Origin of the sequence: Amazonocrinis nigriterrae CENA67 (genome assembly GCF_016056305.1) — a bacterium.
In the GTDB taxonomy this organism is placed as follows: domain Bacteria; phylum Cyanobacteriota; class Cyanobacteriia; order Cyanobacteriales; family Nostocaceae; genus Amazonocrinis; species Amazonocrinis nigriterrae.
Genome location: NZ_JAECZC010000002.1, coordinates 1 through 21,695, shown reverse-complemented (window position 1 = coordinate 21,695; position 21,695 = coordinate 1). Strand labels below are relative to the sequence as shown.

11 protein-coding genes are annotated in these 21,695 nt (G+C 39.2%); 8 read left to right on the top strand and 3 right to left on the bottom strand.

Translation table 11 applies throughout. The features are described 5' to 3' along the window. Nucleotides 1-91: 91 nt before the first annotated feature. From I8748_RS01660 to I8748_RS01640, 5 genes are all read left to right on the top strand, one after another. Complete coding sequence (locus tag I8748_RS01660) at nt 92-1,342, top strand: DUF4159 domain-containing protein (protein ID WP_198122948.1); 1,251 nt, start codon at nt 92-94, stop codon at nt 1,340-1,342. Nucleotides 1,343-1,434: 92 nt separating this feature from the next. Beyond that, nucleotides 1,435-3,594: a WD40 repeat domain-containing protein gene (locus tag I8748_RS01655; RefSeq protein WP_198122947.1), complete on the top strand. Its 2,160-nt coding sequence runs from the start codon at nt 1,435-1,437 to the stop codon at nt 3,592-3,594. Between the two features lie 148 nt (nt 3,595-3,742). After that, nucleotides 3,743-6,478 (top strand): COG1470 family protein, encoded by a 2,736-nt coding sequence (locus I8748_RS01650; protein WP_198122946.1) that lies wholly within the window; start codon nt 3,743-3,745, stop codon nt 6,476-6,478. Nucleotides 6,479-6,647: 169 nt separating this feature from the next. Next, the gene (locus tag I8748_RS01645; protein WP_198122945.1) at nt 6,648-9,179 is read left to right on the top strand and encodes a CHAT domain-containing protein; all 2,532 of its coding nucleotides are present in this window, start codon (nt 6,648-6,650) and stop codon (nt 9,177-9,179) included. 194 nt (nt 9,180-9,373) lie between these two features. Then, nucleotides 9,374-11,095, top strand: coding sequence for a ShlB/FhaC/HecB family hemolysin secretion/activation protein (locus I8748_RS01640; protein WP_198122944.1), 1,722 nt, complete (start codon nt 9,374-9,376; stop codon nt 11,093-11,095). 160 nt (nt 11,096-11,255) lie between these two features. Here I8748_RS01640 and I8748_RS01635 read toward each other — a convergent pair whose 3' ends face one another. Further along, on the bottom strand, nt 11,256-12,236 hold the full coding sequence (locus tag I8748_RS01635; RefSeq protein WP_198122943.1) for a magnesium transporter CorA family protein: 981 nt from the start codon (nt 12,234-12,236) through the stop codon (nt 11,256-11,258). A 502-nt stretch (nt 12,237-12,738) separates the two neighbouring features. Between I8748_RS01635 and I8748_RS01630 the strand changes: the two genes are divergently transcribed. Then, complete coding sequence (locus I8748_RS01630) at nt 12,739-13,824, top strand: peptidoglycan-binding domain-containing protein (RefSeq protein WP_198122942.1); 1,086 nt, start codon at nt 12,739-12,741, stop codon at nt 13,822-13,824. 183 nt (nt 13,825-14,007) lie between these two features. After that, on the top strand, nt 14,008-15,690 hold the full coding sequence (locus I8748_RS01625) for a dipeptide ABC transporter ATP-binding protein (protein ID WP_198122941.1): 1,683 nt from the start codon (nt 14,008-14,010) through the stop codon (nt 15,688-15,690). A 201-nt stretch (nt 15,691-15,891) separates the two neighbouring features. Here the strand turns inward: I8748_RS01625 and I8748_RS01620 are convergent, their stop codons facing one another. Next, entirely contained in the window at nt 15,892-16,827 is a 936-nt protein-coding gene (locus tag I8748_RS01620; protein WP_198122940.1) for a hypothetical protein, read from the bottom strand. Nucleotides 16,828-17,196: 369 nt separating this feature from the next. On the opposite strand from I8748_RS01620, the gene I8748_RS01615 reads away from it, so the two are divergent. Continuing rightward, a complete protein-coding gene (locus I8748_RS01615) occupies nt 17,197-17,688 on the top strand; it encodes a GNAT family N-acetyltransferase (protein WP_198122939.1) in 492 nt (163 codons plus the stop codon). Nucleotides 17,689-17,809: 121 nt separating this feature from the next. Here the strand turns inward: I8748_RS01615 and I8748_RS01610 are convergent, their stop codons facing one another. After that, nucleotides 17,810-21,532 carry a HEAT repeat domain-containing protein gene (locus tag I8748_RS01610; RefSeq protein ID WP_198122938.1) on the bottom strand — a complete coding sequence of 1,241 codons (3,723 nt, stop codon included), beginning with the start codon at nt 21,530-21,532 and terminating at the stop codon, nt 17,810-17,812. Nucleotides 21,533-21,695: the final 163 nt, after the last annotated feature.

Below are 21,695 nucleotides of genomic sequence, written 5' to 3'. Positions count from 1 at the left end.
GTCAGTGGTCAGTGGTTATTTGTCATTTGTCATTAGTTATTTATAATTCCAATTCCCCTTTCCCCATTCCCCTTTCCCCATTCCCCAAACTATGTACCCTCCACCACAAATTCAGCCTTTAGAGAGATTGCAAATTGAAGATGGTTTATTGATTAATGCTGAACGTTGGAAGCGATCGCATGATTACCATCGTCAGCGGCAAAATATTCATTATCAGTCGCTGAATCAACCTGGAATTGTTCATGGTTTGGGTGTAAGTTTAATTCCGACACCGCCAGATATACCTTCGCAATATAATGATGGGCGATGGTTGCAGATTCAACCAGGGATAGCAATTGATTTAATTGGCAATCCAATTGTAGTTTCCCAACCGATAGATTTTCACTTAGCAGCTGATATCACCGAGGAAAAACCCCGCCTTATTTATATAGTGATCAGTTATGTAGACCCGGAGAAATTACAACGCAAACAAGTACAAGAATTTGAGCCAGAAAGTTTTCGTATTTATGAAAAGACAATTCCACCAGATGATTTAGAGTTGGAATTGTGCCGGATTTTGTTGCAACCGGGATTAGTAAGTTTAGAAAATCCTCAAGATGTCTTTTTTCCTGGTTTGAATAGTTTAGACTTTCGTTATAGAAAAATAGCGCGATCGCGTCCTATTAACATTGTGCGCGTTGCTCATTTAGAAACCTCTCAATTAGAAGATCCAAATAGTTTTGCTAATCTCTCTCACCTAATTAAATCTACTGCCAATCTTACCCACACTTTGCAAGGAAACGAGCGAATTGATCGCCTAGCTTTTCCCTTACAAGATGTGACTACAGCCCTTAACTATGACTTGTTATTTATCACAGGTCAGCAACCATTGCTTTTTAGTATACAAGAATTAACAGACCTCAAAAGTTATTTAGATGCTGGCGGAGTTTTACTTGTAGAATCGCCCACCGATGCTATCAACCGTCTTGAAAGCATCATGGATATCACAGAAAAATTAGGCACACCTTTAGAAGATTTACGAAGACTAGACCGTAATTATCCAATGCGGACACAACCATTTTTGTTCGCTGCCCTACCTATATTAAATCAAAAGCCAATTCAAATATTAATTGCAGGCGGCATTGTTTTAGTTATTGGTGATTTATCAGCTTCTTGGGGATTAGATGATCAACTTTCGCTACCACGAGAGACAATTCGCACTGCACAAGAGTTAGGAATTAACATCTTACATTTTGCCTGGGCTAGACGACAAATGACTCAGTTACAGCAACAGACAATTCTACCAACACCAAACAAACCAGACGCTTTGAAAAATGTCTTTAACAAACTAGAACAACTGTAAATTGAAAGGGAGGTGGGGAGATGAGAAAGAAATAATTCGCAATTCCCAATTCCCAATTCCCTACTCCCTACTCCCCACTCCCTATTTAACTTATGGCAGTTAACCTCGTCAATACAAGTATTTCTACAAAAGTTCTTCACTTTAAACCAGGTGGTTCACCAGCATCTTTTGAAGTGACTGTTATTAACGAAAGTAATCAATTTGCTTCTTTTCAATTAGAAATTATTGCCGCAGGCGGCAGTTCAAGTCTGGGTTCTAATTGGTACAATATTTTCCCTGCTGTTAGTGCTAAAAATCCGCCTGGAGATATTACAAAATTTTATGTAACTATTACCGATACACCAGTTGCAGGTTTTATTGGCAAAATGAATCTCATCGTCCGCATTTTCTCACTAGAACTACGTGACGAGGACAGACAACTGCTACGTTTAGTAGTGGAAGAAGGAATTGATTCTATACCAATAAAAGTTGAGTTACCTCTGCGAGAATTTTCGGCTCAACCTGAAACTTTAATTGAAATTCCAGTTGAAGTATTTAATACTAGTCAAAAGCCTACGACTGTCACACTCAAATTGTGTGGTACAGAACCACAATGGCTACTAGATGGTAGTGAACGACTAATACAAGTTGCTGCGGGTGCTAAGGCGGAAACATCTTTTTTATGTCAATTACCAATTGCGGAATCAGTTCCTAGCAAAGCATATCCTTTCACCATTGAAGCTACTCACCTCAATGGTATGCCGTCCCGCAGTCCAGAAGGGATAATCAAAGTATTACCTGGGGGATTAATTGATTTTCAATGTATTCCAGAAAAGCAGTATATACCTGCATCTCGTCCTTGGCTACCCCAATGGTGGACTAATTCTGCTATTTATCAACTTGAATTTAAGAATGCTAGTAATTTAAATCAGCAGATGCATGTTGAAGTGAGAAAAGGTGAAGAAGAACAGCCGAAATGTTTTTTGGATGTTCAGCCAGAAACAATTGATATTCAACCAGGTGAAACAAAGGATTTGCAATTGTTGGTAAGTAGGCGGCGGCGATGGTTTGGTGTCGCACAAAAATTTTCATTTAGAGTTAAGGCGTTGGCATCAGATAAAAGATTAAATATTAATAATGAAAATCAATTTTTACAACTAACTATTCATCCTGTTCTTCATCCTTGGCTACAGTTACTATTAGGGATTTTACTATTATATATACTTTGGGCAGTATCATGGTTAAATCCTGCTAATCCATTATTTGGACATCACCGTTCTGTGACTTCTGTGCAATTTAATGGAGTAGGCGATCGCGCTGTTAGTGGCTCGCAAGACCAAAGTATAATCAGGTGGAATCTTGCAGGTTTTACGAATCCATTGATTAATCAGCAAGATGGCAAAATCGCAAAAGATATCGGTAAATCTGTACGTGTTGTCCGCTATAAACCTGTAGATAATAATATTGTGGCAGCAGGTTTGGAAAATGGAGAAATCCAACTTTGGAGTGTACTTAGTGGCACTAAAAAGCCGATAGCTACTTTTATAGAGGCAAAAGCAGACCGCGTTTTAGCTTTGGAGTTTAGCCAAGATTCGCGTTATTTATTTAGTGGACATGGTAGTGGTCAGGTTGTGCAATGGAATGTTAATAATACTCTTTTAGGAAATGACCCAAGTATTGCTAAAGTCAATAGTCAAAGTGTGAATTTTTCTGTTTATGGTCTAGCGCTGGTTGGCGATGAGCGGGATAATTTAGTGATTGGGGGAAGATATAACAATTTAGAAGTTTGGAATTTCAAGCAAAATAAATTGTGGAAATTACCATACAATCCCCCAGGAAGCCAAAATGATTATATTGTTAGTTTGAGTAGTGCTGTATATAAACCAAATTTGTTAGCGACATCTGATAATCAGGGGCAGATTAGTTTGTGGGATATGGAATTATGTCTAAATAATAAAAAAGCTAAGTGTCAAGATATTGATCATTGGTCTGATGGTCATGGTGGAAAGGCGGTACGGTCGGTTGCTATTAGTGATAATGGCTGTTATTTGGTGAGTGGTGGTGATGATAATCGAGTGATGTTATGGCCTTTGACTAAGGAGGGTAAGCGTGCGGTTACTAATGGGATAGTGGTACGTTCTGCTTTGCAAAGATTTAATAGTGTTGATGTCAAGGTTGTGAAGGATAAAGTTTTGATTATTAGTGGTAATGATAATACAGAGGTGATGTTAGATATTCAAGATTTAGATACTAATTCTTATTGTAAGAAGTAAGGGTTTTGTTATGTCTGTGATATTTGTGTTGTGAAGATTATTTTTAAACGAACCGCCAAGACGCCAAGGACGCCAAGAGAAGAGAGAAGAGAGAGTTTTAAGAAGTATTTAGGGTTGAGATTTTTTGTTTTTTTATGGGGTGATATGTATGACTGCCACTGATGCAAGAATAACAGGTTTAAAAGCTGGTTTGTCTATGGCAGAGGTGCTGATGCTGCCACCTCAACAACGCAAAATTGTACAGTGGATGATGAAGCGATCGCCTGAAGGTGTAACTTTAAATGAGGCGGCTTTTCATATTGATTTGAATCAACAAGCTACTTTGGCTTTGTTGGATGAGTTGGTTGAGGAAGGTTTTATTGAGGAAGTTTTAACTTCTGGTGAGGTTCAATACCGAGTCCGGCTGGCGGCTAAACGTGGTATTCAACAACAGACTATTCAACAAACTCTAGCACCTGGTAATCCTCTGGCTGTGATTTTTAATCCTTCTGGTGATTATGCTGTACAGGCTGGTTCTAAGTTTGAAATTTATGTGACGGTGACTAATAAGGGTGCAGAAAGTGCGTTAATTGATGTTTTTGTTGATGAATTATCGTCTTTAATGATTCAATGGTGCAATGCACCGCGTCAACGGTTGGCGTTGGGGTCTAATTCTATTAGTGAGGTTTTATTTGAGTTTGATGTGCCTATCACGGCAATTCCTAGTACTTATAATTACTCGATAATTATTGATGCACCTCTGCATTATCCTGAAGATACTCCCATTCGTCATGGGGCGCGAATTCAAGTTTTACCTGCCATTGAAACTGTTGTGAGGGTGAGTGACCCGACTTTTACAGTTTTACCACCAACGAGTTCGCGATCGCCTGCTGCAATTCTCCCTGGAGGTATTCTACAAGTTAATGTCATTGTCCACAACCGTTCTGACCGAGTAGACCGTTTTCGCCTCAATTGTCTGGATTTTGATGAAAGATGGTTTAGTATCCGCTACCCGGAAGGTTTGCAGACGGCGGGACTGGTGATACCCAATATGGGGTTAAATCTTAATCCTGGGGAACAGGGAGAAATTTTACTTCAGTTTAATCCGCCGTTGGGTGTGACTGCTGGTTTATATTATCCAACTATCCGGTTGTACTCTGCCAATAATCCCGATTTGGTATTGTTGGATGTGGTGTATTTGGAAATTCTGCCTTCTTACTTGCTGAATGCAGAAATGCAAATCATTGTTGGTAGGGTGAAACGCAAGTATGGGGTGTTTGAAGTCAAATTGATGAATGCGGGTAACACTGTGCGGGAAATCGCTTGTCAAGCAATTCCTGCTGATGAAGATGAATTGTGTAGTTATACAATTTCGCCATCGCTGTTGCGTGTGTTGCCTGGGGAAAAGATCAGTTCACAAGTAACGGTGACACCGCTAAAATGGTGGCGTCGTCCCATATTTGGGGCGGGACAATTACTCAATTTTCGCATTGAACTAGAAGATCGGCAGCAATTGCCTTTACCTTATGCTTCCCTACCAGGGACTTTAATTTGGGAACCGCGTCCTTGGTGGCAGTTTTTGTTGGTGTTACTCACAGGGTTAGGGACTTTAGTAGCGATCGCATTTTTGGTATGGTGGCTATTACGACCTCCTGCACCACCTAAAATTCTGCAATTTAATTCTTCAGATACTTTATATCAACAAGCTAATCATGAAAATATTCGCTTGAGTTGGGAAATCCGTAACCCTAAAATCTTGCAAAGATTAGCCCTCAGTGGTTTGTTTGCCGATGGTAGCGCAGCAGTACAACCAGTTATTTATAATTTCAACGGCAAAGTACCAGATGAACTGCAACAATTTTGTCAGTTGGGCCAGGTGTTAACTTGTGCAAATGTACCTACAGATGCGCGTAAACCTGGCGATTATGTATTTGAATTACAAGCATTTACTAACGATAATCCCAATGTGACAGCGGATGTTGTGAAGACAAACATGATTAAAATTGCTCCTGTTCCTCCACCTGCAATTTTAGAGTTTGCCTCTGCAAAACCGATTTATCAAGAAACACCAATCAATTTACAAAAGCAGAATCAAATCAGACCCGATCAAATTCGCTTGAACTGGAAAATCAATAATTTTGACACAATTAAAGAATTGCGAATTATCGGGCGATCGCCTGAAGGATTAATTATTAGTCCACTACAGCAATATAACTTTAGTCAAGACATTCCCAAGGAACTCAAATCTTTTTGTCAACAACAGCAAAATCAATTAACATGTCGCAATGTGCCTGCAAATAATCGTGAGGCAAAAGACTATATTTTTGAACTGCAAGTCATATCTAAAACCGATACAGATAAACCAAGCGCATCTCAAAAAACAGATGTGATTAAAGTTCAACCTTTACCGAGTAAAATTGTCGAGTTTAAAATTAATGGTGCTAACCCACCCGCCAAATATTCAATTCCCCTTACTCAAGATAAAGCTAACAAATTTATCAACATATCTTGGAAAGTAGAAGGCACCAGCAATATTATAGTAGAATTGCTTCCCGCCCCTGGAACAGTTGCCCGTATGGGGACTATAGCTTATCCCATTAGTCAACAACCCAGCAGCGAAACAATTACATTACAAGTCACTAATAGTACTGGCGAAAAAATTAATCGTTCAGTGACTATTGAAACTTTTATTCCACCTTCTTTTGCAACCAGCCAGACAAACCAGCTACCAAAATTAGAAGAAGCTAAACCTCAAATACCTGTAATTCCTACACCAGCACAACCTGCACAAACTCCTAACAATGGGGGTTCAGCTTCACCGTCTTCTTCCCCCAGTTTTGGTTCACCTCAACCTTCCCAACCAGATCAACTCTCGCCTTTAGAATTACCGCCAGGATTTGATTAAACCGCCCTTCGGGTTCAGCAGTGACGCTCCTGCGTCGCTAACACTTCGCTAACGCAATCGACACAAAGCGCCAAGACTGCGACTGCTTCACCAAGACGCCAAGACGCCAAGAAGAATTAAGAGGGAATTACACATAATCAAGAACTGCTATTTTTCTGTAACTTTAATTATGCCTAATCAAAAAAATAAAAACTTCAAACCTCATCTTTTACCTTGGACTGCAACCCTTTCCAACTTCTATAGCAATCATAATATATCTATAAAATCCTCTCTTCTCTTCCTTGGCGTCCTTGGCGTCCTTGGCGGTTCGTTAAAGAAAAGATTACTATATCTAGCGATTATATTAACTTACAGCTTAATTTTCCCTTTTCCCTTTTCCCTTTCCCCTTCCCTATCCGCACCAACATTAAACCAAACTTTACCAGCCATACAATACCGTGCTGACTACCTTTTAAAATTAGGTAATACACAACTAACTAACGGACAACTTGCAGCCGCTTTAACATCACTGCAAGAGTCAATCAGGCTTTATCAACAAATAGGCGATCGCACTGGCGAAGCCAATGCTTTGCTACAATTAGGCGAAACTCATTTCACACTCGGACAATACAAAAAGGCAATTTATTTTTATCAACAAAGTTTAACCTTAATGCAGGAGTTAGACAATCAACCAAGTGTAGTAAAAATTTTAGAACGTCTCAGCAATACTTACTTCAATCTTGGTGATGAAAAGTTAGCCAAAAAACTGCAAGAACGTGCAACAGCATTAAGGCGAGAAATTGGGAATCCTGACAAAGAAGCAGCTTTTTTGAGTAATGTGGGTTTGGAACATGAAATGCTAGGCGAATATCAACAGGCGATTTCTTTCCACTCCCAACAGCTAGCAATTGCCAAGGAAACCAATAATCGCAATTTACAAAATTATTCTTTACAAAATATTGCCGCAGCTTATAGACAATTAAAGCAATATCCCCAAGCCATAGCTGTTTATCAGCAACAATTAGAATTAGCTAACCAGTCAGGCGATAAATCTTTAGCTAATCTGACTTTGCAACAGTTAGCGAAAACTTATGAATTGCAAGGAGATTTTAATCAAGCGATCGCTTGCTACCAACAACAGCTAGAATTAACACAAAAGTCTCAAAATTCTGTTAATAAACCTGATTTAATTAAACAGCTAGGACGTGCTTATGCTTTTGCAGGACAGTATGACAAAGCATTAGCACTGTATCAAGAACAATTAACATCTGCCAAAGCTGCTAAGGATATTTTTTCACAGGGAATAGCTTACAATAATTTAGCGTTTGTTTTCCTGAAATCTGGCAAGCTTACCGATGCTCAAAACAACCTCACACAAAGTATCAAAGCTTGGCAATCTCTACGCTTAAATCTTGGTAGTACACAAGATTATGCTGCTGAACAAGCTTATACATATAGCTTACTACAACAAGTACTCATTGCCCAAAAGCAACCAGAAGCAGCTTTAGAAATAACTGAAGCAGCTAGCACAATGGCATTTTTAAAATTATTAGGAATGCGTTTAGCTTCTGAATCAGCAGGCACTAATTTAAAACTTGCTCCTAAGCAAATTGTACCACCAACAATTAACCAAATACAAACAATCGCTAAACAGCAAAAAGCTACTTTAGTTAAATATACTCTGATTCCAGATGAAGGGATTTATATATGGGTAATTCAACCCACAGGTAAAGTCACTTTTCGCAAAATTAACCCCAACTCAGAAAATACAATTTCTCCCATTACTTCTATCAAAGAAGTTATTGCCAGTATACCTACTTCTCTAGTTTTGCCAAGTCAGGTAACAATATCCAAAAATAATGTTAACCCATTATTACAACTTAATCAACTACTAATTAAACCAATTGCCGACTTATTACCAAAAAATCCTACAGAACAGGTAATTTTCATTCCCCAAGATGAATTATGGTTTGTTCCTTTTCCAGCTTTAATTGATATTTCTGGCAAATATTTGATTGAAAAACACACAATTACAACGATACCAGCAATTCAAATCCTCCAGTTAACCAAAGATAGACGTAACAATACAGGTGGTAGTAAAGTTGTTGTGGTAGGTAATCCAACAATGCCTAAAATTGATGATAAATCTCAACCTTTACCACCATTAATCAATGCTGAACAAGAAGCTTTAGAAATTGCCGATTTCCTTAAAACTACAGCATTCATAGGTAACCAGGCAACTAAAGCAAATATTTTACCTTTATTACCCAAAGCAAAAACAATTCATTTGGCAACTTATGGTATTTTAGATAATGTCAAAAGACAAGGAATACCAGGAGCGATCGCACTTGCAAATACTGGTGATAGCAATGGTTTACTCACCGCCAGTGAAATTATCAATTTATACACTCAACCCAAAGGTAAACGTTTACGCGCTGGGCTAGTTTTTCTGAGTGCAGGTGAAACAGATAATATCAGCACTGGCGAGGGTGTGCTTGGTTTATCGCTGGCATTAATTACTGCTGGTGTCCCCAGTATTATTTTTTCCCAATGGGCTGCACCTGATACTCCTAGCGCGGCTATTACTACTGAATTTTATCGCCAATTAAAGCAGAATCCTAATAAAGCGCAAGCCTTACGCAATGCCATGTTAACAACTATGAAGCAATACCCAAATCCTAAAGATTGGGGAGCATTTTCTTTAATTGGTGAAGCGAAGTAAGAAGTGCTGAGTGCTGAGTATTTAGCAGGACTTACACAAAAACTCTTTACTTTATGTTCTTTGTGTTCTTTGTGGTTCGTTTTTCTAGTTAAAAATAATGAATATATCCCGTTTCTACATTAAGATGCACTATTTTAATAAACGAACTGCCAAGGACGCCAAGGACGCCAAGAAAGAAGGAATAATCATTGACGATGCTAAATTCTATAAAGAATAGAAAATTGCTTAAATTTATCTCTAAATTCTTGTTTTTTACTTTTTTACTTTTAACTTACCCAGCAATAGCACAAGCACCAAATCCAAAAGGTGATAGAAACCAAGACCGTTTTCCCCAACGTGAAGTAACCCCAGCACCTCTATCACCAGAAGAAAAACCCTTACAACCTACCCCAACTCCAGAAACTTCGCCTACACCAACTTCTGAAAGTATCCGAGTAGAAAAAATTCAGGTGACAGGTAGCAGTATTTTTTCTTCAAAGATATTAAATAATATTACTAAATCAGTCGAAGGTCGTTCTGTAACTTTAGCAGAATTAACTCAAATTGCCGACGCTATAACGCAACTTTACTTAAATAAAGGTTATATCACTTCAAGGGCGATTTTAGTAGACCAAAAAATTAATAATGGTGTTGTAGAAATTCGAGTAATTGAAGGAAGCTTGGAAAAAATAGAAATCCAAGGTACAAAACGTCTCAATCCTAATTATGTGCGATCGCGCATTTTATTGGGTGCAAGTAAGCCGCTTTTGACTGCCAATTTAGAAGACCAATTAAAATTATTGCGGAGTGACCCTTTATTCACCAATGTAGAAGCTAGTTTACGTCCTGGCACTGGTCTTGGTCAAAGTATTTTAGTTGTGCGTGTCACAGAGGCTAATCCTTTTAATGGCACATTATCTATTGACAATTATTCACCACCAAGCGTTGGTTCTGAAAGATTAGGTGTCAGCGCTAGTTATGGCAATCTTACAGGTATAGGTGATGAAATTGCTGCATCTTATTATCGCACAGCACAAGGAGGTTCTAATATTTATGATTTCAGTTATCGAGTACCTTTGAATGCCATGAATGGTACTTTACAACTGCGGACTTCAATTAATAATGTTGAAGTGATTCAAGAACCTTTTAAAACCTTAGATATTAGTGGCGAATCTCAGTTATATGAAATTAATTATAGACAACCACTGCTGCGATCGCCTCGTGAAGAATTTGCTTTGTCTCTAGGTTTTGCTGTGCAGAATGGTCAAACCTTTACCTTTGCAGGGCCGACACCCTTTGGTTTTGGCCCCGATGCTGAAGGTAACAGCCGTACTCGCGTCATTAAGTTTGGACAAGACTATGTGAGTCGAGATGTTCAAGGCGCTTGGGCATTGCGATCGCTTTTCAGTTTTGGTATTGATGTATTTGATGCTACCATCAACTCTGACCCTGTTCCTGATGGTAGATTTTTCAGTTGGTTAGCACAAGTCCAGCGAGTGCAACGCTTAAGTGAAGGTAATTTATTAATTGCTCAAGCAGAGATACAACTTACACCGAATGCTTTGTTACCCTCCCAGCAATTTGTAGTTGGTGGTGGTCAGTCAGTGCGTGGTTATCGGCAAAATGTCCGCGCTGCTGACAACGGCGTGCGATTTTCTCTGGAAGACCGCATCACAGTGCAACGTAACCCAGCAGGAAATTCCATGTTACAATTTGCCCCATTTTTTGATTTAGCATACGTTTGGAATGTAGATGATAACCCCAATAGTTTACAAAGACAAAAGTTTTTAGCCGGTTTAGGAATGGGAGTTTTATTCGAGCCAATACCACGTCTCAATGTCAGGCTAGATTATGCCCTACCTTTGATAGATTTAGATGACCGAGGCACAAATGCCCAAGATGATGGCTTTTACTTCAGCGTTGGCTATCGCTTTTGAAAACATGGGGAGATGAGGGGATGGGGAGATGGGGGGATGAGAAGATAGGGGGACAAAAAACAATTTTTCCCATACCCAATTACCAATTACCAATTACCAATTACCAATTACCAATTACCCATTCCCCATTCCCCATTCCCAATTCCCAATTCCCAATTCCCTATAACCAACGTTGTTGTCTAGCATAGGCAATACTAGTAATTACAATTAATATGATGACGCTGATGACAATAGGATAAGCCAAAGGTTGCTCTAATTCTGGCATATATTTAAAGTTCATTCCATAGAAGCCAGTAATAAAAGTAAGCGGTAAAAATATAGTCGAGAGGATAGTTAGGCGATTAATTCGTTCACTGGTTTTGCTTGCAATATTATCGCGTTGAATTTCCATTAATTCTGACATCCAGCCTCTCAGCGCTTGATATTCTTGCCAGAGATTATCAACTTGATGAGCCAATTCTTGATTGAATAATGCTTTGACTGGCTGAGTAATCCATTGGAAATCTTCATAATTTATAATAGCTAAAAGTGACTTGATACTTTGAAAATTACGCCGCCCAGAACGCGTAGATTGCCTCATCGTGGCAATTTTTTTGTACGTTGTTTCATCACCAGCATTTGCTAAAACTTCATCTTCTAAATCATCAAGTTGTCTAGAAATATAGTCAAAGACACTATGATAATTATTCAAAATATTTTTAAAAATCAGATATAAAAGATAATCAACTCCTGACTCTTGAATATCTATAGTTCGCTTTTGAATATTATTGCTTAATATACTTAAGACTTTGACTTCAGTGATTTCAAATGTAATAATAAAATTAGTTCCCACTATAATACTGCCATGCGCCACCTGAAACTCTCGATTTTTTATTTGATGAGTTAGTATTTCATAGCTATCAAATAAACAATCTTCCATGTCTTCATCAATTCCTGTAGGGGAATGATTAAAAATCATATCAACACGAGATGGATTGAGTCCAAAGTGGTTGACAATTCTGGCTGTTCCAGTGCGATCGCGGAAATGAATGCAGCGTAACCATACCTGATGAGAACCATCAATCCTTTTCAGTACCGTATCAACATCCCAACTCGTGAATAATTCCAGGTGATTCTGCGAGTAGCTGAGAAGAATTAGCATATAGCAATCCTAATTGAGTTGAAATCAAATACGGTGACTCATATTGCTCGATAATTTATTTGACTACACCCATACATAAAATGTCAAAGTTTACAAATATCGCAAGCTTTTAGCCAAAAAGTTTGATTGCAATGCGATCGCCCCTAGTAATACAAAGCACCTAGTCCTAGCGAGAGCGAAATCGCACACCACATACTTAAAGTCGGGGAACCCCTTTTGGCCGCGCTGCGGGGATTCTCCCCGTTGAAGCAAATGGCGGCGACTTCCAGTCGCCTGGTGCTGGAATTTGTTAGTATTTAGAGGTTTAGGACTGAAAAAACTCGATTTACGAGTCAGAAACTTGATTTTCAAGTCACAAAACTTGATTTACGATATTGTAACCAGCTTTTGTAGGGTACGTTATCACAATAGGACAACGCACCCTCGTATATTACATTAATTGGAAAAATTATACTAAAAATGAAAAATTATACTGTGAATATTGTCTCAAGAGATTAAAACTATGAGCTTTAAACCCGAAGCTTTACAACTTCCTACCCTGAAAAAAGGTTCCCAAGGACTAACTGTCACCGCTTGGCAACAATTTCTTTTAGATCATGACTTTCCTATTGCTGCGGTGGATGGAGATTTTGGGAATATTACGAATAATGCAACCCGTGAATATCAGACTAAAAACAAATTAACGCCAACGGGAATTGTAGATAATGCTACTTATAAAAAAGCATTAGAACAAGGATTTGCTATTTATTTTGCTTTCTATACCAAGGCTACAAATAAATTGTTAGCCTATCTGAATTTGGGAGAGGCTGAAGTCAAAGACCTACAAAAAAGTTTAACTGCGATCGCTACTTTAAATCCCCCCTTAGTAGTTGATGGAGATTTTGGCATCATTAGTACAAGAGGATTAGCCGAAACTTACAAAAAAAGAGATGTTCGTTTTACAGCCGAGTTAGCTCAACAGCTTTCTGATGCAACAAAAACAAAACTGGGTAGTGATTTGGAGTTAGCTTTAGACAGCTTAACCAAATATGCCAAAAAATTAAGAGAACGCCTGAGTGGTAAAAATTGGATTAACTTTTTTCCAGACAGTGACTCAATTGAAGATTTAGCTTCTCCCTTTCGTCAGAAAGTACAAGCCTTTGAGAAAGCCTTACGAAATGCTGGAGCTACTATCAGTATTGCATCGGGATTCCGTCCACCAGAACGAGCTTATTTAATGCACTACGCTTTCCAACTAATTAATAGCAATGAAATAGAACCTCAAGACGTTCCACCTATGCCCAATGTAGATATTAATTGGGTACATTATACGAAGATAGCCTCAATTCAGGCTGCCAAAGAAATGGTGTCTGCTTATGATATTGCTTATCAACCTGCTCTCACCTCTCGTCACACCAAAGGATTAGCAATTGATTGGGAAATCACTTGGTCAGGAACTTTAAATATCAAAAATGCTAGTGGAACTACAATTAGTATTGGTGAGCCGCGAACAAGTTATGAAAATTCTACATTATGGCAGGTTGGTCGCTCTTATGGTGTAATTAAGTTGATTGGCGATCGCCCCCACTGGTCTACTGACGGACATTGAGCAAAATGTCAAAAAGCAAAGCCACCGCTGCTGTTTAATGAGTTTGTGCAGGCGATCGCTAATAATTCCTGATGCTGAAACCCCCATGCATAGTGAACTGGGGGTTGTTAAATCTAAAATCACTGACTAGAGTTAATCTGGAGAAATTATAGAAGCTGGTAGCTCAGGGCTGACAACTAAACTATGAGTGAAGCCTTACTTTGTATCGAAAATCTGCGAGTTGCTTATCCTCGACCTGGTGGAGAAGAGTTGAGATGGGCAGTTGATGATGTATCTTTCACGTTGCAAGCTGGTGAAAGAATGGGATTGGTAGGAGAATCTGGTTGTGGTAAATCAACTATAGGACGCGCTGCAATGCGCTTGCTACCAGCCTCTAGCCAAGTTGAGGGACGAGTAACATTTCAGGGACAATCGGTGTTTGACTTAACGCCATCTGAGTTGCGGAAATTTCGCGGAGAGGCGGTGGCGCTGATTTTTCAAGACCCGATGACACGCCTCGATCCGTTGATGACCATTGGTAATCACTGTATTGAAACTTTACAGGCGCATTTACCAGAATTATCAGCGCGGGAAGCAAAACAAAAAGCACTTGCAACTTTGGATAAAGTCAAGATTCCTGCTAGTCGTTGGAATCAGTATCCTCACGAGTTTAGCGGTGGGATGCGTCAAAGAGTAGCGATCGCTTTAGCTTTACTTCTAAGCCCCAAGTTAATTGTCGCAGATGAACCCACCACCAGCTTAGATGTCACCGTCTCCGCCCAGATTTTACAAGAATTAACTCGACTGTGCGCTGAAGAAAATATGGGACTGTTGCTGATTTCTCACGATTTGGCAATGGTAGCAGAATATTGCGATCGCATTGGCGTGATGTACAACGGCAAAATAGTAGAAATGGGTTTGACAGAATCCGTATTTAAGCAACCCCAGCACGAATACACGCGATCGCTTTTACAAGCTGCATTGCACATTCAAACAGTAGATGAGGCTGAGGGATTGGGGACTGGTGACTGGGGACTAGCGACTGGAGATAGTTCCTCCCCAATTCCTAATTCCCAATCCCCAATCCTGCGTGTCACAGAACTAAAGCAGCATTACACCATAGAACCGAACTTTATTGAAAGACTGTTTAAAGGGCAAAGTCAGACAATTAAAGCAGTGGATGGTATTAACCTGGATCTGTATCCGGGGGAAATTCTGGGATTAGTCGGCGAATCAGGCTGTGGTAAAAGTACATTGTCACGGACAATATTACAACTGATACGTCCCACTGCTGGCAAAGTCGAGTTTTTAGGAAAAGATTTAACTACCCTGTCGCCTCAAGAAATTCGTGCTGAACGGCGACAAATGCAAATGGTGTTTCAAGACCCCCATGCTTGCTTGAATCCAGCCATGACAGTGGGACAAAGTATAGCTGATCCTTTATTGATTCATCATATGGCTGATTCAGCCAAAGCAAAACAACAAGTTTTGTGGATGCTTGAGAAAGTGGGATTAACACCGCCAGAAATTTATTATGAGCGTTATCCATCAGATTTATCTGGCGGACAGCAGCAGAGAGTTGCGATCGCTCGTGCTTTAATTACTCATCCTAAACTGCTAATCTGCGATGAACCCGTGAGTATGTTAGACGCTAGCGTGCAGTCACAAGTATTAGATTTAATGTTGCAGTTAAAAGAAGAGTTTGAATTAACCTATTTATTCATCACTCATGACCTTTGGTTAGCGAGATTTTTGTGCGATCGTATTGCTGTAATGAATGGAGGACAAATTGTAGAACTAGGCCCTACAAAACAGATTTTTGCCAATCCTCAGCATCCTTACACTAAAACCTTACTAGCTGCTGCACCCTTATTAGCACGCGCGTAAATAAATTAGGAGTTGGGAGTTAGGAGTTAAGAGTTAGGAATTAAGAGTTAAAAACTAAGAGTTGAGAGTTAGGAACTATTCTCTTTGTCCCCATCTCCCCAGCTCCCCATCTCCTCTGCTCCTCATCTCCCCTGTGCCCCTAATCCCCACTCCCCTTCGGTCGTGGGGGCCCCGAGTTCCCCTGCTCCGAAAACTTCCTCACTAATCATCACTTCCCTCAATTAATTTAGTCGTTTCTATGCCTGTACCATATAACTCAACAAATCGATGAAATAGTAACATACTTGCGTGATTTGAAAACTTATTTAATTTGAATAAACGCTCTATATTTATTTCAGCTAAATTACGTAGATAAGGCCAATCTTCAAACAGCGTTAAACAAGAAGCAAAATGTAACAAGATTTGCAGTAATGGTTTAGGCCAATCTAGGTCACTGTAAATCTCGATAAAGAATTGATGCTCATTCTCAGTTAAGGGTAAGGCATTAAATATAACAATTATTCTTTTGTTATCGTAGACTGGAATACTTAGTTCTACAGTATAAGGATTATGTAGTATTAAATCTACTTCTACAATTGGTTGTCTCCAAATTCTCAGAGGATTGACTGGAGAATCTAAAATTGTTTGGAATTTGATTATACCACCAATACTTGTTGGTTGAAAATGACTGACATGCAAAATTTTTAAGTTACTCAAACTAAAACTATGAACTGTTTCTAAGTGTTTTAAATTCAATAAGTGGTAGATTTGACAAAGATAAGGAAAAGGTAAAATATACTCTTGGCTGATCATATGTCGCTTTTTCAACTCATAATTATTTGCTTGAGTTGGACAGAGACATCCTTGATTTGAGCTAGCATCTAAACTATTATCTGGTTTCAAATATAGCCAACTTAGAAAAAAGAAGGAAGCTGTAAACAGCTGAAAAACTTCTATGGTAGATAAATATCCATCAGCAAATGCAGACATACTCCTATCGGTGATGCCAAAAAGCCAAGAAGGAATACCTAATAGCCAAATACCTGTTCTCAATTGTCCGAGAAATAAAGAAAATCCTATTTCTATAGGTGTATTCCTTGGAGTATCCTCTATATTTTCTCTAGAAATATCATTGGACTTAACAATATTATGAGACATAAAAACTCAACCATAAATATTCATATCTATCTTGATACTAAATAAAACTTATAGAATTACCCTCTACCTTTAGCTGTAGACAAGAGGAAGGAACATTTGTAACTAAAACTCAAAGATATTTTGTAATTATGGCTACGAAATAATAGTCAACTTTTCTATAATCTTGTGATGAAGTTGTAGAAATTAAATCTTGTACTCCAATGGGAGGCAAGAGGCAGGAGGTAAAAACTTTTCATATATTATTTTGAGTCCTGCGTTTTGTACCTCACTTAAAAGCAAACCGCTGTAATTGCAGTGGGAGCCTAGAATTACTAACGTAAACGCTGTATTATTTTTGAATATTTTTAACTTCTCTCCTAAACGGCAGTGATGACTATCCGCCACGCAACCGAAACTGACTTGCCTACAATTGTGGCAATTTACAATGCTGCTGTTCCAAGTCGCATGGCAACGGCTGATTTAGAACCAGTGTCTGTAGAAAGTCGCCGCGCATGGTTTCAAGGGCGATCGCCCTCACAACGGCCACTTTGGGTAATTGAAGTAGAGGCAGAAATTGCTGGATGGCTGAGTTTTCAATCATTTTATGGGCGGCCAGCCTATAGTACAACCGCCGAAATTAGTATTTACATTGCCCCAGCTTTTCATCGGCGTAGTTTGGGACGACAACTCCTAACGCAAGCAATTCAAGAAAGTCCTCGTTTGGGTATAAAAACCCTAGTTTGCTTTATTTTTGCCCATAATCATCCTAGTTTAAAGCTCTTTGAAAGCTTTGGTTTTCAAACCTGGGGACATTTACCGCAAGTTGCAGAACTCGACGGTGTTGAACGAGACTTGATGATCATGGGGCTGAGAATTGGGTAGTTAGTTGTCAGTTGTCAGTTGTCAGTTGTTAGTTGTCAGTTGTCAGTTGTTAGTTGTCAGTTGTCATTTGTTTTTATCCCCCATCTCCCCTGCTCCCCTGCTCCCCTGCTCCCCATCCCCCTCATCCCCTACCAAACTCTGCTAACTTCTTATTAGCAAACTCGCGTACTTGTTCATCTGAGTCATTTTCTGCTCTGTCGTGCAATAGTGGTAAAGTCTGGGGATGCTGAAGATGTTGTTCAATAATTGCCTCAAGTGCTACTTTTCGCGGGTTGTCTTGAAAGTTATACTCACGCACAAACGGGTCATTGATAGCACAGTTATAGAATACTTCAAACATTCCAGGTTCATCTTTAAACCCTCTAGCTAATTCTTGCAATGCAGTATGCCTGACATCTGAAGATTTATCAGATGCAACGCGTTTTTTCAGGATTAGGAGGGTATCATAATCATCTTTGAATCCACGCGCTAATTCTTGTAATGCTGCTTGTCGCACAGTTCCAGATTTATCAGATGCAGCATGTTTTTTGAGGATGGAGAGGGTATCAGGGTCATCTTTGAACCCACGCGCTAATTCTTGTAATGCAGCACGTCGCACATACTCATTATCATCAGCGATCGCACGTTGTTTGAGAATAACAAGAGTGTCAAAGTTATCTTTGAATCCTCTAGCTAATTCTTGCACTGCTGCACGTCGCACATCTGAATATTGATCCGCGATCGCTCGTTGTTTTAAAATGGGAAGGATATCAGGGTCATCTTTAAACCCTCTGGCTAATTCTTGTACTGCTGTTTGTCGCACATATCTATCATTATCTGCATTGGCGCGTTCTTTTAGCCAAAGTAAGGTATCTGCTTCTTCTTTAAATACCCGCGCTAATTCTTGTACTGCTGCTTGTCGTACATTTGAATCTTGATCAGCAGTAGCACGTTGTTTGAGCATGAAAAAAGTATCAGCATCGTCTTTGAAGCCTCTGGCTAATTCTTGTACTGCTGCTTGTCGCACATATTCATTATCATCAGCAGTTACACGTTGTTTAAGGATCAGCAGAGTATCAGGATCATCTTTGAAGCCTCTAGCTAATTCTTGTAATGCTACTTGTCGCACAGTCCAATCATCAGCAGAAACGCATTTTTTCAGCCAAGGAAGAATATCTGGATGATCTCTAAATCCTCTAGCTAATTCTTGTACTGCTACTTGTCGTACCGTCCCAGATTTATCAGCATTGGTGTGTTCTTTTAGCCAAGTTAGGGTATCTAGTTCATCTTTGAACGCCCTAGCTAATTCTTGCACAGCTGCTTGTCGCACATACTCATTATCATCAACAGTGCCAGCTTGTTTTAAGATATGGAAAGTATCAGCATCATCTTTGAACGCCCTAGCTAATTCTTGCACAGCTGCTTGTCGCACAGTTGCATCATCATCAGTAGTAGCGCATTGTTTCAGCCAAGGGAGAGTATCAGGATCATCTTTGAAACCTCTGGCTAATTCTTGCAAAGCTGCACGGCGAATATACTCATAATCATCAGCCGTAGCTAGTTGTTTCAACCAAGGAAGAGTATCAGGGTCATCTTTCCAAGTTATAGCTATAGATGCAACAGCTTTAGTACGAATTTCCTGTACTAGCTTAGTTTCTTCTTCATCTCGATAAGGTTGGTAATAGTAACCAAGGTCATATTTAGTTAAATCTTTGATTTTGTATAGTAATTTAGTTGCTGTTAACGCAACTAATAAGCGATTTCGCACTTCTGCAAGACACTTGGCTGCTAGAAATAGGTTAATGAATTTTCCTGCTTCACCATTTTGAGCCATCAAGTAATCTAGAATTTCACAGACAAATCTTGGCTCAATCATTCCTGTAATTAAACGTAATACCTCATGCCAAGTTTCATCTTGCCAATGTTTACCAAAAACTTCTTGATTGAGTTCCTTAATTGACAGCGTTTGTGTTTCTTTAAACTGCCAGACAAATTCCCAAGCGCAGAAATATTCTAAAAAAGTCCGATGCACAAATGCATAGTAATCTGCACCCAAAAAACATAACATAAAGTTGCGAGTCCGCAGTTGATTAATCATCACCCTGGCAACTTTTGTCGGCTGCTCAAATTCGATATTTTTTAGGTAGCGAATCAAAATATTTTCTAAATCGCCTACACTGATTAAATTACCTGCCAAACCTTTTTCACTGGTTTGCATATGATAGGCAACTTGACGCAACATTGCTTGCTTATCTTTATAATCAATAGTTTTTGGATCGAGTCGAGCATCTTCGACTAAGGCGCGTTCCACATCCCATTGATGCAGCAGTACTCGTGATGCTTGTTCATAAAGTGTCGCTCTGTCTCTTGGCAGTTCTTGATTACGATTGAGAATTGCCATCATCGTTAATAAAAGAGGATTACCTGCTAGTTCTACAATTGCTTTTGAAGTGTCAATTGCTCTTTGCAATCGCTCTTTTTTTCGCAATTTATCCACTGGATCATGAAAGGCTAACTCATGCCAGCGGTTGATAAAATCTTGAATTTGTTCTGAGTCTAAATCTTGTAGCATGAAGTGCCGAAACTCAGCATCTCGTAACCGCTGCGGTTTGTAACCAATCACACGCGAAGTCACAATCACCCGCACGTTAGGATATTCATTTGTGAAGCGATGAATATCGGTGATGATATCTTCTCGCTTGCCGATTTCAAATACTTCATCTAAACCATCAAACATTACTAAAACATTACCAGCTTTTAAATGTTCATGGAGGATATTTTGATTGAGATGATGAACAGTACCACTACATTGATGGAAAAATTCTAGAAAATTATGACACTCATTATTTTCTAGCCTACGAATATAAGTGCGTAACTCAATTAATAAAGGAATGGGCTGAGAAATAATATTATTCAGAGGTGTTTCTGCCCAGTTGAGTGCGAGAAATTGCAATAAGGTAGACTTTCCCGAACCCGGATCTCCCAAAATTACTATATATTTATATGTCTGGCGATCGCTAATAATATCCAGTACAGAATGTATCGGTTGTTCAAAATAAATTCGCTTATAGCCTTCTAATTCTTCGAGTGCAATTTCTTCCTCTAATTGCTGACTTTCTCGTAATCGCCTGAGATGTTCTTTCGGAAGTTCGTGTACTTGTGGCAAAACTTGGTGAACTTCCCGCACATTCAAAGCAATAAACAATCGCCATAACTTCAATTCGTTATAGGCATAACCAGTAGTATCTAAACTATCTAATTTTAGATTGCCATATCGTTCGCGCAATCCTTCTTGATATCCTCGCAAATCAAAATCTGTAGTAACCCCAGCGATTTGTTGCAAGGTATTCTTCACTTCTTCTAAATTTTGTGAATCTAAGATAGAACGTAAATCATCTGATTCTCTAATAATTGATTTAACTTTTTTCAGATAGCGCTTGGTGAGTCTTTCCCAGTCAAATCCATGAGGTAGAATCACTAAATTCATCTCATACCAAGCATTTGCCAATACTTTAGAGTCTAGAGACTGACAGTCTGCTTGAAAAGGACGACCTAAAATCTCTGTCAGAGATTTGTTATTAATAAATTTCTTTAAGGGTTGAGTGTATTGCTTTAGTTCCGCTTCTTCTAAGTCTGCGTCTTCTAATTCCTGCTGCATTAGTTGCAAAAATTCCTTGAGTGCTTTGCCAGCAGCAATTTCAATATCTTCTTTTTTGAGGCGCTGTAAGATATTTTTGGGAATACCTTTTAATAAATCTTTAGCCCAGTCTTTAGCCGCGTCTTTTGCTAAGTCCTCGAAAATCGGCTTAAAAGCAAACCCGACAGCTTGAGTGACACCCCAAACAACTAGCCAATCTACTATCATACTCGCGTCTGCCTAGTCTTAGACTTCGAGTATATACATCAGCCCCAGGAAATGCTCCAGATTTCAGGATATTTGAAGAAGTGGCACAAGGGAGATGGGGAGCAGGGGAGCAGGGGAACTCGGGGCCCCCACGACCGGAGGGAGTGGGGATTAGGGGTAACAG

Coding starts and splice junctions, on each gene's coding strand:
- I8748_RS01655 (WP_198122947.1), top strand. CDS start 1,435: ATGGCAGTTAACCTCGTCAATACAAGTATTTCTACAAAAGTTCTTCAC.
- I8748_RS01635 (WP_198122943.1), bottom strand. CDS start 12,236: ATGCTAATTCTTCTCAGCTACTCGCAGAATCACCTGGAATTATTCACG.
- I8748_RS01630 (WP_198122942.1), top strand. CDS start 12,739: ATGAGCTTTAAACCCGAAGCTTTACAACTTCCTACCCTGAAAAAAGGT.
- I8748_RS01615 (WP_198122939.1), top strand. CDS start 17,197: ATGACTATCCGCCACGCAACCGAAACTGACTTGCCTACAATTGTGGCA.
- I8748_RS01620 (WP_198122940.1), bottom strand. CDS start 16,827: ATGTCTCATAATATTGTTAAGTCCAATGATATTTCTAGAGAAAATATA.
- I8748_RS01650 (WP_198122946.1), top strand. CDS start 3,743: ATGACTGCCACTGATGCAAGAATAACAGGTTTAAAAGCTGGTTTGTCT.
- I8748_RS01660 (WP_198122948.1), top strand. CDS start 92: ATGTACCCTCCACCACAAATTCAGCCTTTAGAGAGATTGCAAATTGAA.
- I8748_RS01645 (WP_198122945.1), top strand. CDS start 6,648: ATGCCTAATCAAAAAAATAAAAACTTCAAACCTCATCTTTTACCTTGG.
- I8748_RS01640 (WP_198122944.1), top strand. CDS start 9,374: ATGCTAAATTCTATAAAGAATAGAAAATTGCTTAAATTTATCTCTAAA.
- I8748_RS01610 (WP_198122938.1), bottom strand. CDS start 21,532: ATGATAGTAGATTGGCTAGTTGTTTGGGGTGTCACTCAAGCTGTCGGG.
- I8748_RS01625 (WP_198122941.1), top strand. CDS start 14,008: ATGAGTGAAGCCTTACTTTGTATCGAAAATCTGCGAGTTGCTTATCCT.